The organism is Sandaracinobacter sp., assembly GCF_041909755.1.
GTDB lineage: Bacteria > Pseudomonadota > Alphaproteobacteria > Sphingomonadales > Sphingomonadaceae > Sandaracinobacteroides.
The window spans coordinates 1-12345 of the sequence record NZ_JAYRCW010000075.1 but is presented as its reverse complement, the minus strand read 5'-3'; the positions used below and the strand labels follow the sequence as shown (position 1 = coordinate 12345).

General features: G+C 67.3%; 13 protein-coding genes. 9 read left to right on the top strand and 4 right to left on the bottom strand.

Annotated features, from left to right (window positions below; genetic code table 11):
• Positions 1 to 268: 268 nt before the first annotated feature.
• From ACE3O8_RS10315 to ACE3O8_RS10300, 4 genes are all read left to right on the top strand, one after another.
• A complete protein-coding gene (locus ACE3O8_RS10315) occupies positions 269 to 2845 on the top strand; it encodes an Eco57I restriction-modification methylase domain-containing protein (RefSeq protein WP_374389436.1) in 2577 nt (858 codons plus the stop codon).
• A 441-nt stretch (positions 2846 to 3286) separates the two neighbouring features.
• Positions 3287 to 5539: a TonB-dependent receptor gene (locus ACE3O8_RS10310; RefSeq protein WP_374389434.1), complete on the top strand. Its 2253-nt coding sequence runs from the start codon at positions 3287 to 3289 to the stop codon at positions 5537 to 5539.
• A gap of 106 nt (positions 5540 to 5645) precedes the next feature.
• Positions 5646 to 6419: an energy transducer TonB gene (locus ACE3O8_RS10305; protein WP_374389432.1), complete on the top strand. Its 774-nt coding sequence runs from the start codon at positions 5646 to 5648 to the stop codon at positions 6417 to 6419.
• A gap of 9 nt (positions 6420 to 6428) precedes the next feature.
• A complete protein-coding gene (locus ACE3O8_RS10300) occupies positions 6429 to 7112 on the top strand; it encodes a Fe2+-dependent dioxygenase (RefSeq protein WP_374389430.1) in 684 nt (227 codons plus the stop codon).
• A 9-nt stretch (positions 7113 to 7121) separates the two neighbouring features.
• On the opposite strand, the gene ACE3O8_RS10295 is transcribed toward ACE3O8_RS10300, so the two are convergent.
• From ACE3O8_RS10295 to ACE3O8_RS10280, 4 genes are all read right to left on the bottom strand, one after another.
• The gene (locus ACE3O8_RS10295) at positions 7122 to 7412 is read right to left on the bottom strand and encodes an usg protein (protein ID WP_374389429.1); all 291 of its coding nucleotides are present in this window, start codon (positions 7410 to 7412) and stop codon (positions 7122 to 7124) included.
• A gap of 118 nt (positions 7413 to 7530) precedes the next feature.
• Positions 7531 to 7905: an Mpo1-like protein gene (locus tag ACE3O8_RS10290; RefSeq protein ID WP_374389427.1), complete on the bottom strand. Its 375-nt coding sequence runs from the start codon at positions 7903 to 7905 to the stop codon at positions 7531 to 7533.
• A gap of 17 nt (positions 7906 to 7922) precedes the next feature.
• Entirely contained in the window at positions 7923 to 9077 is a 1155-nt protein-coding gene (locus tag ACE3O8_RS10285) for a pyridoxal phosphate-dependent aminotransferase (RefSeq protein WP_374389425.1), read from the bottom strand.
• Positions 9070 to 9468: a RidA family protein gene (locus ACE3O8_RS10280; protein ID WP_374389423.1), complete on the bottom strand. Its 399-nt coding sequence runs from the start codon at positions 9466 to 9468 to the stop codon at positions 9070 to 9072. The genes ACE3O8_RS10285 and ACE3O8_RS10280 overlap by 8 nt, the downstream gene beginning before the upstream one ends.
• A gap of 30 nt (positions 9469 to 9498) precedes the next feature.
• Here ACE3O8_RS10280 and ACE3O8_RS10275 point away from each other — a divergent pair, with 30 nt between their 5' ends.
• The 5 genes from ACE3O8_RS10275 to ACE3O8_RS10255 form a co-directional block, all read left to right on the top strand.
• A complete protein-coding gene (locus tag ACE3O8_RS10275; protein ID WP_374389421.1) occupies positions 9499 to 9933 on the top strand; it encodes an ABA4-like family protein in 435 nt (144 codons plus the stop codon).
• A 73-nt stretch (positions 9934 to 10006) separates the two neighbouring features.
• Positions 10007 to 10684 (top strand): PepSY-associated TM helix domain-containing protein, encoded by a 678-nt coding sequence (locus ACE3O8_RS10270; RefSeq protein WP_374389419.1) that lies wholly within the window; start codon positions 10007 to 10009, stop codon positions 10682 to 10684.
• A gap of 9 nt (positions 10685 to 10693) precedes the next feature.
• Positions 10694 to 11206 (top strand): DUF2271 domain-containing protein, encoded by a 513-nt coding sequence (locus ACE3O8_RS10265; protein ID WP_374389417.1) that lies wholly within the window; start codon positions 10694 to 10696, stop codon positions 11204 to 11206.
• 22 nt (positions 11207 to 11228) lie between these two features.
• On the top strand, positions 11229 to 12044 hold the full coding sequence (locus ACE3O8_RS10260) for a DUF4198 domain-containing protein (protein ID WP_374389415.1): 816 nt from the start codon (positions 11229 to 11231) through the stop codon (positions 12042 to 12044).
• 62 nt (positions 12045 to 12106) lie between these two features.
• A partial coding sequence (locus tag ACE3O8_RS10255; protein WP_374389413.1) for an FAD:protein FMN transferase occupies positions 12107 to 12345 on the top strand: 239 nt, incomplete at its 3' end.

Sequence of the window (12345 nt, the reverse complement as noted above, 5' to 3'; positions counted from 1 at the left end):
TGGCATTGGGCCCTCGGCGCTGACGGAGGCCATGGGCATGCTCAACCACCATTTCGCAGCAGCCGCCTGATCGGCGCAGAGCGACAGCCTACCTCTGACTGCCGCCAATCTTTGCAACAGAGCCCCCCTGATCGATGATGCGCTGCAAGGCTTCAAGGCTGCGATCGCGAAGGCGAAACCGGGGGACAATGCCGATTACACCATAACCCAGCTGCAAAAGGCGGACCCGGCGAAGGCAATCACCCGGCTGCGCATCTGCGACCCGGCGATGGGTTCGGGCCATTTCCTTGTCAGCCTGGTGGACCGGCTGACCAATCACGCGCTGGATGCCATTGCAGAGGCGCGGGCGCTGGTGAAGGCGCGCTTCCCCGATCTGGATTATGAAAGCCCGGTGGCCGAGGAAGTGCGCAAGGTGCGCGCCACCATTCGCGGCAATGCGCAGGATGCGGGCTGGGCCGTCAGCGAAGAACAGCTGGATGATCCCCAGCTGGTGAAGCGCATGGTGCTGAAGCGCTGCGTCTATGGCGCAGACAAGAACCCGAGGGCCGTTGAACTGGCCAAGGTGGCGCTGTGGCTGCACACCTTCACCGTTGGCGCGCCGCTCAGCTTCATCGATCACCACCTGGCCGCAGGCGACAGCCTGTTCGGCCTGTGGGTGCGCGATGCGATCGACAAGGCGGGGAAGGGCGGCCAGCTGTTCCTGCACGAACCGCTTTCCAATGCGCAGCGGCAGGCCGTGGTGATGCGGACCATTGAAACGCTGACCGATGCCGAAGTGGCCGAAGCGCACCGCAGCGCGGAAATGTGGAAGGACGTGGAGGCGCAGACGGGCGCGCTGGATGGCTTTGTCAGCTTCATGCACGCGCTGGACTGGCTGGACCTGCCCAAGCCGGAAAAGGCGCTGGTCCCGCTGTGGCTGGATGGCCGCTTTGGTGATCCGATCGCGATTGCGCGCGGGCGGCTGGCGCCCGAAGGCGGCAAGGCCCGGGCAGACGAGGTGGAGCGCTTCACGGCCATCTGGCGGGCGGCGCGTGAGCTGATCGACGAAGAACGCTTCCTGAACTGGCAGATCACCTTCCCCGGCGTGTGGGACAATTGGAGCAGCGCGCCGGATTCCGAGGGGCGGCAGGATGGCGGCTTTGACGCGATCGTGGGCAATCCCCCGTGGGATCGCTTTGAATTTGAGGAAGTGCCTTGGTTTGAAGCGCGCGACAAGACGATTGCGCTGGCTCCCAGCGGTGCGAAGCGGAAGGCGGCAATCAAAGCGTTGAAAGATGCGGATTCATCGCTGTGGACTGACTATCAAAAGGCCCTTGGCCGGATGGCCATGGCAACCAGGGTGGCAAAGGGGAAACTGATCTATTGCCGCCTGAACAATGGCAAGCTGAACCTTTACAAGCTGTTCGTGGAACGCGCCCATTCGCTGGTGAAGCCAGGCGGCATGGTGGGTCTGCTGACCCCCAGCGGCATTGCATCGGATCTGTCCGCCAGCGAATTCTTCCGCAAGGTGGCCACCGGAGGGCACCTGAAGGCGCTGTATGATTTCGAGAACCGGCGGACGCGCCATGGGCTGGACCCATTTTTTCCGGACGTGGACAGCCGATTCAAATTTGCGGCCATGATTGCCAGCCCCAGCCGCACATTCCCGGCGGCGCAATGCGGCTTTTTTCTGCAATCGGTGGCTGAACTGAAGAACCCGGAACAGGCCTTCCCGATCACGGCGGCGGACTTCGCGCGGGTGAACCCCAACACCGGCACCGCGCCGATTTTCCGCACTCGCCGGGATATGGCGCTGACCACGGCGATCTATGATCGCTGCCCGGTGCTGGTGGACAGGTCCGGCGCGGAACCCGAGGCGGCATGGCCGGTGAAATACTGGCAGATGATCAATATGACTTCTGACAGCCACCTGTTCCGGACGCGAACCGAACTGGAAGGCAAGGAAGGGGCCTGGCCTGTTGGCGGCAACCGCTGGCAATCGGCGGCCGGGGAATGGGTGCCGCTGTATGAAGGCAAGATGGTGCAGGCCTTCGATCACCGGGCGGCAAGCGTTGTGGTCAACCCGGAAAACCTGAACCGGCCCGCACAACCCCTGCAAGCAACCCCGGAACAATCAGCCGATCCGAATTGGCTGGCCGATCCGCAGTTTTGGGTTGCCGCAAGTGTTTGCGAGGCGACCGCTCGATTACCGTGGGTGTTGGGGTTCAAAGAGATTACCGCACCGACCAATGTTCGGACATTTATTGCTGCCGGTTTTCCCGCCTACGGGTTTGGAAACAAGGTTCCGATTCTCACACCGACCGAGCCCAACGTCCGTCTGGAATTGCTCCTCGCAAACTTTAACGCGATGCCATTTGATTTTGCAGTCCGGCAGAAGGTCCAAGGCCAGACGCTGAACTGGTTTATTGTCGAACAGCTGCCAGTCATTCCCCCAGCCGCCTATGGCCGCCAATTCGGCCCGAAAACCGCCGCAGAAATCGTCAAGGCTGCGGTGCTGGAACTGACCTACACCGCGCACGATATGGCCCCCTTCGCCCAAGACATGGGCCATGTGGACGACGCGGGCGGCGTGCTGCCGCCCTTCATCTGGGACGAGGATCGCCGCCTGAAGCTGCGGGCGAAGCTGGATGCGCTCTATTTCATCCTCTATGGCCTGTTCGACCCGGCAGACCCGGCCCATGATCCGGCGCAGGCGCGCGACGATATCCGCTATATCTATTCCACCTTCCCGATCGTGGAGCGGCAGGAAACCGAACGCTGGGGCCGCTATCGCAGCCGCGATCTGTGCCTTTCGTGGATCAACGCCCTGGCAGCAGGCCAGCCCGATGCCGAGGTGGACGGGTAGGAAAGCCAGCAAACAACACCGAACCCCCTTGAATGCTCGTGCCTTGTTCCCGATCAGTTATGCGGTGACGGTTGGCAGGCTGAACCGCAATTGTTTGGCGCGCTTCACCCATGCCCTTCGGGAATTGCGAGGGGAGGGCGCGCAGGCTGTCAGCCGGGATCACCGTGCGGCCCCCGATGCGGATGTCCTTCAGGCGCCCAGCGGCAATGTGCGAATAGAGCGTGGTGCGGCCAAGGCTGGAGGCCCGGAAAGCCTCGTTCACGCTGTAGGCGATCTTCGGGAGTTCAGTCGCTGAGGTGCTCATTCGGTTTCATCGCCCGAAAAGCGCCCGCATCCCACATGGCAGCCATGCGCCCCCGATCCAGTCAGCCGGTTCGCGCGATGCGTTGACAGTGCAAATCACTTGCAATAGCAACCCCTGCGTTCACGAAGGGGATAACAATGCAGGATCAAGATCGTCGCCAGTCCGTTCCGGCCTTTCTCGCCATGGGGTGCGTGGGCTTCATCGCTTCTGCGCAGCCGGCGCTTGCGCAGGCGGCCGGGCAGCCCGAAACGCTGGGCCGCGTGACGGTGACAGACACCGAAGTTGCCGAAGACAGCTACCGGACAGAGGCGGCATCGAACGCCCGCCTGACGGAGCCGTTGCTGAACACGCCGCGCACCATCACCGTGCTGCCCGAAGCCATGCTGCGGGATCAGGCGGTCGTGTCGTTCGCGGATGCGCTGCGCAACGTTCCGGGCATCACCATGGGCGTCGGCGAAGGCGGCGCGGGATCGGGCGACTTCATCACCATGCGGGGCTTCGATGCCTCGTCCGATGTCACCATCGACGGCTTCGCCGACCGCCTGCAGCAGACCCGATCCGACCTCTTCAACTATGAGGCGATCGAGGTGATCAAGGGCCCGAACTCGGCCGTCGGCGGGGCCGGCGGGGCTTCCGGGCAGATCAATCTCGTCACCAAGACGCCGCGCCTCGAGGACCGGGTGGTTCTGAACGGCTCGCTCGGCTCGGCCGATTATCGCCGTCTCCAGGGCGACGCGAACCTGGCGCTGACGGGGCTGGTGCCCAATGCCGCGATCCGCCTGAACGCCGTATGGCACGATCAGGGATTGGCCGGCCGCGACGAGGTGTTCCAGCGCCGCATGGGCTTTGCCCCCAGCATCGCCTTCGGGCTGGACACGCCGACGCGGGTGACGCTGTCCTACATGTGGCAGAACGACGACAATCTGATGGACTATGGCATCCCCTTCAGCACGACGGGGGCGCAGTTCCCGATTTCCCGCTCCAACTATTACGGCGTGCTGGGGGTCGATCAGGAACATCAGGTCACCCAGATTGCAACGCTGAAGCTGGAGCATGATTTCAGCAGCGCCGTCAGCATCACCAACGTCACCCGCTGGGGCCAGGTGGAGCGGGAGGCCGTGTGGACCACGCCGCAGAACCGCAACACGGCCGGCGCGCCGGGCCGCTGCGCCCCGAACCCCGATTGCACCTTCGCCAGCGCCATTCAGGCGATCAACGAGGGCCGCTATGCCCAGGCGCTCTATATCACCGCCGGGCCGCAAGGGCTGGGCCGCACCTCGGAAAACCGGGTGCTCGTGAACCAGACGAACCTGACGGCGAATGTGGTTACGGGCGCTGTCGCCCATACCATCGTCGTCGGGGGAGAGATCGGTCGCGAGGATTTCGAGCGCGGCGCCATCAGCGTCGGCGGCCTCGCCAACCGGCTGGTCAATCTCTACGCGCCGGACCCGGTTTTCACCGGCCCGCTCACCTGGACCTACACGCCCGGCCAATATGATGTCCGCGCCACGCGCGGCGCGCTGTGGGCGTTCGACACGCTGAAGTTCGGGGACCAGTTCCAGCTGAACGGCGGCGTCCGCTGGGAGCGTTTCGTGGCCGACTATGGCGGGACGTCGCTGGTCGCCAACCGGCAGGCCAACAACCTGTGGAGCTGGCAGGGCGCGGCCATCTTCAAGCCGGCGGACAACGGCACCCTCTATCTCAGCTACACCGATGCGAAGCAGCCGCAGGCGCTGGCGTCGACGGCGACGGGGGCGGTCGGCACGGCGGTCAACCCGCCGCTCAAGAACCGCAACTTCGAACTGGGCACGAAGTGGGACGTGGCCGATGGCGGCCTCAGCCTGACGGCGGCGCTGTTCCGCACCGAACGCACGAACGAGGCGATCACCAATTCCGACGGCAACACGGAATTCGTGGGCAAGCGCCGGGTGCAGGGCCTGGAACTGAGCGCATCGGGCCAGATCACGCCGGACTGGTCGGTGTTCGCGGCCTATGCCTTCCTCGATTCGAAGATCCTGCGGGCCTCCGAAACGGTGGCGGGCCAGCTGACCGAGGGCGAATCCCTGACGGCGACGCCGAAGCACAGCGGCAGCCTGTGGACCACCTATGCGCTGCCCTTCGGGCTGACGCTGGGCGGCGGCCTGCAATATGTGGGCGAAACCCCGGCGCGGCAGAGCTCTGCGGTGGTCGCGGCCTGGAGCTTTGATCCTGTCACCATCGTCAACGCGATGGCCTCGTACAAGGTCTCTGACCGGGTCAGCCTGCAGCTGAACGCCACCAACCTGTTCGATGAATTCTACATCCAGCGTCCCCGCGCGACCGACAGCTATGCCTTCGGCGTGCCGGGCGAAGGGCGGAAGATCATCGGAACGCTGACCTTCACCTACTGAGCAGGAAACGCTGGCGGACGCCCATGCCGGATTGTCGCATGGGCGTCTCCATCGCGTTTCTGCAATTGCTTCGCATTTCCGCCTTTGTTAGGACTGGCCCAAGGCAATGGCGACCCACGCACTTCTGGCTGGCGACGGCAGCTTTTGCACCCCTGAAGGGCCGGTGCACACGCCTCGTCTGCATGCCGTGGAGGGGTCGCCCCCCGGCCCGGCCGATGCACAGGCCCCGGCCCGGCAGCCGCTGTCGTTCAACGCGCTGGTGGCGATCACCGTCGTTGTCCTGCACCTGCTGGTGTTCGCCGCCCTCATCGCCCAGCGCCAGCTGCTGAAACCCGCGCCGGAGCCGGTGGCCATCCAGCTCCTGTCCATCCCGGCTGCCCCGCCCCCGCCGCCGTCCGCCGCGCCCGAACAGCTGCTGGAAACGCCGCCGGTCGTGGTGCCGCCGCCCGTCCTCCTGCTGGAGGAGCGCCCCCCCACGATCATCGCCGTGGTGTCGGAGGCGCCGCCAGCGCCGCAACCGTCCACGCAGGCCCCCGCCGCCGTTGCCGAAGGCCCGCCGTCTCCGGCAGCCGCCCGGTCGCCGTCCACCGTTTCGGGCGGCGACCTCTCTGCCGGCATGGTAGAGGCCAGCCCCCCGCGCTACCCCTATGAATCGCGGCGGCTGAAGGAACAGGGGACGGTCGTCCTCGATGTCCTGCTCGGCCCCGATGGGCGGGTGGAGCGGATCGGCCTGCGCAGCTCCAGCGGCCACCCCCGGCTCGACAAGGCCGCGCTGGAGGCCGTGCGCCGCTGGCGCTGGTCCCCCATGGTGCGCGACGGGCGGGCCGTTTCCGTCCGCGGGCTCGTGGAAATCCCCTTCGCCCTCACCCCTGCCCGATAAGGCCCGCCAATGCTCATCGCCATCCCCGACGTCCTCTCGGCGGACGAAGTCGCCCAGTTCCGGCGCGTGATGGCCGGGGCCCAGTGGGTGGATGGCAACACCACCTCCGGCGCGCAGGCGGCAATGGCGAAATCCAACCTGCAGCTGCCCGAAGACGGCGCGGCGGCGCGCGACCTTTCGCAGCGGGTGCTGGCCGCCCTCTCGCGCACCCCGGCCTTCATCGCAGCCGCCTTGCCGGCAAAGGTGTTTCCGCCGCTCTTCAACCGCTATCGCGTGGGCGAGGCGTTCGGCACCCATGTGGACAATGCCATCCGGTCGCGGCCGGGCACGGAGTTCCGTATCCGCACTGACCTGTCCGCCACGCTGTTCCTTGCCGGGCCAGACGAATATGACGGCGGCGAGCTGGTGATCGAGGGCCAGTTCGGGGAACAACGGGTGAAGCTGCCCGCCGGGCACATGGTGCTCTACCCCTCGTCCAGCCTGCACCGGGTCACGCCCGTCACGCGCGGCGAACGCATCGCCTCCTTCATGTGGCTGCAATCCATGGTGCGCGACGATTCCGCCCGCCGCTCGCTCTATGAACTGGATGTCTCGATCCAGAAGCTCACCGCACGCCTCGGCCTCGACGATCCTGAGGTGGTGGCCCTCACCGGCCTCTACCACAACCTCCTGCGCCGCTGGGCAGAGGTCTAGGGCCGGGCGCTAGTTCAGCAGGATCACCCCGTCCACCGCCCGGATCTCGGCCGGGCCGACAAGGTCTCGGTGGGCGACGCGGATGGCGTGGATCGTCGCCTCGATCTCGCGGCGCCAATGATCCAGGAAGCGCGACAGTTCCGGGAAGGCCGGGGCCAGATCCCAAGTCTGCCACACATATTGCTGCAACAGGCAGGGGTGATCGGGCATCCAATAGCTGATCTCGGCCGTCAGCAGGCCATAGCCCGCCATCTGCCGCCGGAACCCGTCATCGACCGCCGCCTTCCCCATCTGCCGCATCCCCGTCTCCGTTTGACTGGAGCGGCATGGTTCCCTGAATTTCAGTTCAGATCAAGATGCTGATTTCATGCGATAAACTGGCAGCACTCGCGCCGGGCGAGTGCCAGCGCCGGGGTCGTCAGCGGGCTGCGCGCACCATCTCCACGATATCGGGCAGGCCCCGGCCCAGCGCCACGGCCTCGTCCTCGCGGCCGCTGATCTTCATCCAGAACATCCGCCAGTCACCCATGAAGCTCCACCAGGGCTTTACCCAGGTGGCGGGCTTGTTGTGCTCGAAGCGGAAGTGCCCGATCCAGGCGCAGGCATAACCAAAGACGATGCCCGCCGGCAGCAGCCACCAGGTGCCCGTGGCGGCCAGCGCCACCAGCGCGGCAAGGCCCCCGGCCGACCCCACATAATGGATGTTGCGGTTCCGCCGGTCCTGATGGGCCGCCATGTAATAGGGCCAGAATTCCGCGAAGCTCTGCGGAACGGGGGGCTGGTTCGTCGTCATGCGCCCGGTCTAGCGCATCAGTCGCGGGCGATGAAGGCCGCGATCCGGTCGAACGCCAGGTCCAGCGTCTCCGCCTCGGGCGTCAGGCTGATGCGGACATGGCCGCGCCCGCCTTCGCCGAAGCCGCTGCCCGGCACCACGCCCACCTTCGCCTCGTCCAGCAGCCGCCGTGCGAAGCGCTGGTCGTCGGGCTCCACGCCCCGGCAATCTAGCATCACGAACATCCCGCCCGCCGGCATCGTCGCCGTCAGGCCCTGAAGCGCGTTGGCGCGCGCCACCACCTGCTGCGCGCGCGCACGGAAGGCCTGCCGATAGGGGGCCAGTTCGGATTCCGGCAGGGACAGCGCCGTGACCGCCGCATCCTGGATGAACTGGCTCACGCCGAACAGCGCCGCCGCGCTCCAGTCGCCAAGCGCGGCGATCAGCCGCCCGGGCGCGACTGCCCAGCCGACGCGATAGCCCGTCATCGCATGGCTTTTCGACAGGCTGTTGAGGGAAACGGTGCGACCTGCGGGCCCGTGCTGCCAGGCGCGCACATCCTGCCCGTCGAAGCGGAAATGGGCATAGACCTCGTCCACCACCAGCCACAGGTTGTGCTGCTCGCACAGCCGCGACAGGCGCTGGTAATCCTGCACCGACAGCGCCGTGCCCGAAGGGTTCGCCGGGCTGTTCAGGAACAGGCAGCGGGTGCGCGGCGTGATCGCCGCCTCGATCGCGTCCACGTCCGTCGAAAGGTCGGCGCGGGCGGCCACGCGCACGGCGCTCGCCCCCGTCGCCGCCACCACGCCGGGATAGGTGGCATAGAAGGGGTCCGACAGGATCACCTCGTCGCCTTCCCCCACGATCAGGGTCAGCACGGCGAGGCCGGCGTGCTGGGCGCCGGGCATCACCATTACCTCGTCGGCGGCGCAGCCCTCGCTGCGGGCAATGGCGGCGCGCAGGGCGGGCTCGCCGTGCAGGGGTGTATAATGGGTGCGCCCGGCATCCAGCCCGGCCTTCGTCGCCGCGACGATCGCAGGGTGCGGCGGGCAGACAGGGTCGCCCAGCGTCAGCAGCAGGATGTCCTCGCCTGCGGCCACGCGGCGCAGGCCTTCATCGGCGATCGCCCAGCTGCTCGCCTGGCCCACGGCGGCAAGGCTGCGCGCCCGGGTGGACAGCAGCGGCTCAGTCACCGGCAACCTCGGCTTCCGCCTCGATCTCCACCCGCCATTCGGGGCGCAGCAGCACTGCGCCGGCGACCATGGTGGCGGCCGGGCGGATCGCACCGAACACGGCGCCATGCGCCTCCCCCACGGCGGCGGCGTCGGCCGGGTCGGTCAGGAACATGCGGGTGCGCACCACGTCTGCGGCCGTGCCGCCCAGCGCTTCCACCGATTCGACGATGATGGCGAGGCAGCGGCGCGCCTGCGCCGCCGCGTCGCCGGGCGTGCTGCTGCCGTCCGGCTCGACGGGCGCGGTGCCGGACACGAGGATGCGGTTGCCGATGCGCACCGCGCGGGAAAAGCCGATGCTGGACTCGAACGGCGAGCCGGAGGAATGGGTGGTGCGGGGCTTGCTGGACATGGCCGGCGGTTTGGACGCGGGGGAACGGGGATGCAACAGGCCGATTTCGTCTTTTCGGTCGCCAACTGGATCGTGATGGCCGGCTGGGCGGCGCTGCTGCTGGCGCCGCTCCGGCGGGAGGCGCTGGTGATGGCCGCGCGATTCGCCTCGGCCGCTGTCTGCGCAATCTATCTGTTGCTGCTGGCGCGCGGGCTGATTGCCGGGCCGGGGCTTCCCGAAGGGGCGGGGTTCGGCACGCTGGACGGCGTGGTGGCGCTGCTCTCCCGCCGGGAGGCGATGCTGGCCGGATGGGTGCATTTCCTGGCGTTCGACCTGTTCGTGGGCAGCTGGATGGCAGAGGACGCCCCGCGCGCCGGGGTTCCGCACTGGCTGCTGGTGCCGCTGCTGGCGCTGACGCTGATGGCGGGTCCTGTCGGCCTGCTGCTCCATCTGCTGGCGGCCGCGGTGGCCCGGGCGCGCCGCTGATGCGCGCCGGGCATGGAGGCCATGCTTTTGCGAGTGAGTTGCATTTATCGCGCCGCAGCGATAGCAGGCCCCCATGCACGGGACATCCGCCCCCCCGCCTGAGGCCGTGAAGCGCCCGTCCGCGCCGTCCGCGAAGGCGAAGCGCGCCTTCTGGCTGAAGCAGCTGCACACATGGCACTGGATCAGCTCGGCGGTCAGCCTCTTCGGGCTGCTGCTGTTCACGATCACCGGGATCACCCTGAACCATGCCGGCCAGATCGAGGGGCAGCCCGTCACCACCGAACGGGCCGCGCAGCTGCCCGATGCGCTGCTGCCGCTGGTCGCGGTGAAGCCGGGAGAGCGCGCCGGGAAGGAAGACAGGCCGCTGCCGCCCGAGCTTGACGGCTGGCTCAGATCGGAACTGTCGGTGAAGCCGCGCGGCACGGCGGAATGGTCCGCCGACGAAATCTATCTGTCCCTGCCGCGCCCCGGCGGCGACGGCTGGGTCTCCATCGACCGGGAAACCGGCGAGGTTCTGGCCGAAACCAGCTCGCGCGGGGCGGTTTCCTACCTCAACGACCTGCACAAGGGCCGCAACACCGGCCCGGCCTGGGGCTGGTTCATCGACATCTTCGCGGTCGCCTCGCTGGTGTTCGCGCTGACCGGCCTCGTGCTGCTGTGGCTGCACGCGCACCGCCGGCCGTCCACATGGCCGCTGGTGGGGCTGGGGCTGCTGATCCCGCTGCTGCTGGCGATGTTCTTCATCCACTAGGGGAATTTGATGCGAACAGACCTGCTTTCCGCCCCCGTGCTGCTGCTGGCGACGTCGCCGGCGCTTGCCGCCGGGCTCGATCTCTCGCTCACCATCCCCACACTGAAGGTGGCGGAATATCACCGCCCCTATGTGGCGATCTGGATCGAACCGGCGGGCGGCGAAGCGAAGACGCTGGCTGTCTGGTACGACACGAAGCTGAAGGACCGCGAAGGCGAGAAGTGGCTGCGCGACGTCCGCACCTGGTGGCGGAAATCGGGGCGCACGCTGACGTTTCCGGTGGATGGCGTTTCAGGCGCGACCCGCGCGCCCGGCACCCACCGGATCAGCTTCTCCGAAGGGCAGGGGCCGCTGGGGAAGCTGGCACCCGGCCAGTATGAACTGGTGATCGAGGCTGCGCGCGAAGTCGGCGGCCGGGAACTCATTCGCCTGCCCTTCCAGTGGCCGCCGAAACCCGGCGCGGTGGCGAAGGCCGCCGGCACCACCGAACTGGGCGCCGCAACCCTGACGCCGAAGCGCTGAAATCCGAACGGGAGAGAGACTGATGCTCCGCAAATCGATTCTTGTCGCCGCCCTGCTGGCGGGTCTGTCCGCCACCCCGTCGCTGGCGCATCGCCAGTGGCTGCACCCGTCCGCCACAGTGCTGTCGGGCGACAAGGCCTGGGTGACGGTGGACGCCGCCGTGTCCAACGACCTCTTCTATTTCGAGCATGTGCCGATGCGGCTGGACAATGTGAAGGTCTGGCAGCCCGACGGCACGGAGGGGAAGATGCAGAACCCCGCCACCGGCCGATACCGCAGCGTGTTCGACGTGGAGCTGAATCAACAGGGCACCTGGAAGATCGGCACCTCGATGGCGGGCATCATGGGCAGCTACAAGCTGAACGGCGAACAGAAGCGCCTGCCGCGCGGCGCGGCCGCCGCCGACCTTGCAAAGCTGATCCCCGCCGGCGCAACCGACGTGCAGATCAGCGAGAACAGCAGCCGCAACGAGATCTTCGTGACCGCAGGCGCGCCCACCAACACGGTGCTGAAGCCCACGGGCAAGGGGCTGGAAGTGGAATGGCTGACCCACCCGAACGACCTGGTTTCGGGCGAACCGGCGAAGCTGCGCTTCCTGGCGGATGGCAAGCCCGCCGCCGGGATCGACGTGGAAGTGGTGCCGGGCGGCGTGCGCTATCGCGACAAGCTGAACGACCGCACGCTGAAGACCGATGCGAACGGCGTGCTGACGATCGAATTCCCCGCGCCGGGCATGTACTGGCTGGAAGCCCAGCTGCAGGACGGCAACGCCAGCGTGCCGGGCGCGACGCAGCGGCGGCTCACCTACATCACCACGCTGGAAGTGCTGGCCCCCTGACGCTGGATTTCGAACCCAGGGTCGCCATTGCGCCTGATCTTTCGCCCGCCCTGTTCCGGGCGATGGCGTGCGGGGTGGCCGTCAGGCGGCTGGGCGGCGAGACGATGGGCACGGACTGGACGCTGGCGATCGCCGGCGGCCCGGCCGATCCGCGGCCGCTGGTGCAGTCGATTCTGGATGCCGTGACTTCCGAATCGAGTCTGTGGGCTGCGGATTCGGAAATTTCGCGCTTCAACCGGGCGGCGGCCGGAACCGCGATGCGCCTCTCCCCCGGGTTCGCCGAGGTGGTGGCGACTGCGCT

What these genes read in the sequence shown, in the direction of transcription:
- ACE3O8_RS10260 (WP_374389415.1), top strand. Translation starts at nt 11,229, where the DNA reads ATGCTCCGCAAATCGATTCTTGTCGCCGCCCTGCTGGCGGGTCTGTCC.
- ACE3O8_RS10295 (WP_374389429.1), bottom strand. Translation starts at nt 7,412, where the DNA reads ATGCGGCAGATGGGGAAGGCGGCGGTCGATGACGGGTTCCGGCGGCAG.
- ACE3O8_RS10265 (WP_374389417.1), top strand. Translation starts at nt 10,694, where the DNA reads ATGCGAACAGACCTGCTTTCCGCCCCCGTGCTGCTGCTGGCGACGTCG.
- ACE3O8_RS10315 (WP_374389436.1), top strand. Translation starts at nt 269, where the DNA reads ATGGGTTCGGGCCATTTCCTTGTCAGCCTGGTGGACCGGCTGACCAAT.
- ACE3O8_RS10275 (WP_374389421.1), top strand. Translation starts at nt 9,499, where the DNA reads ATGCAACAGGCCGATTTCGTCTTTTCGGTCGCCAACTGGATCGTGATG.
- ACE3O8_RS10270 (WP_374389419.1), top strand. Translation starts at nt 10,007, where the DNA reads ATGCACGGGACATCCGCCCCCCCGCCTGAGGCCGTGAAGCGCCCGTCC.
- ACE3O8_RS10300 (WP_374389430.1), top strand. Translation starts at nt 6,429, where the DNA reads ATGCTCATCGCCATCCCCGACGTCCTCTCGGCGGACGAAGTCGCCCAG.
- ACE3O8_RS10310 (WP_374389434.1), top strand. Translation starts at nt 3,287, where the DNA reads ATGCAGGATCAAGATCGTCGCCAGTCCGTTCCGGCCTTTCTCGCCATG.
- ACE3O8_RS10290 (WP_374389427.1), bottom strand. Translation starts at nt 7,905, where the DNA reads ATGACGACGAACCAGCCCCCCGTTCCGCAGAGCTTCGCGGAATTCTGG.
- ACE3O8_RS10280 (WP_374389423.1), bottom strand. Translation starts at nt 9,468, where the DNA reads ATGTCCAGCAAGCCCCGCACCACCCATTCCTCCGGCTCGCCGTTCGAG.
- ACE3O8_RS10305 (WP_374389432.1), top strand. Translation starts at nt 5,646, where the DNA reads ATGGCGACCCACGCACTTCTGGCTGGCGACGGCAGCTTTTGCACCCCT.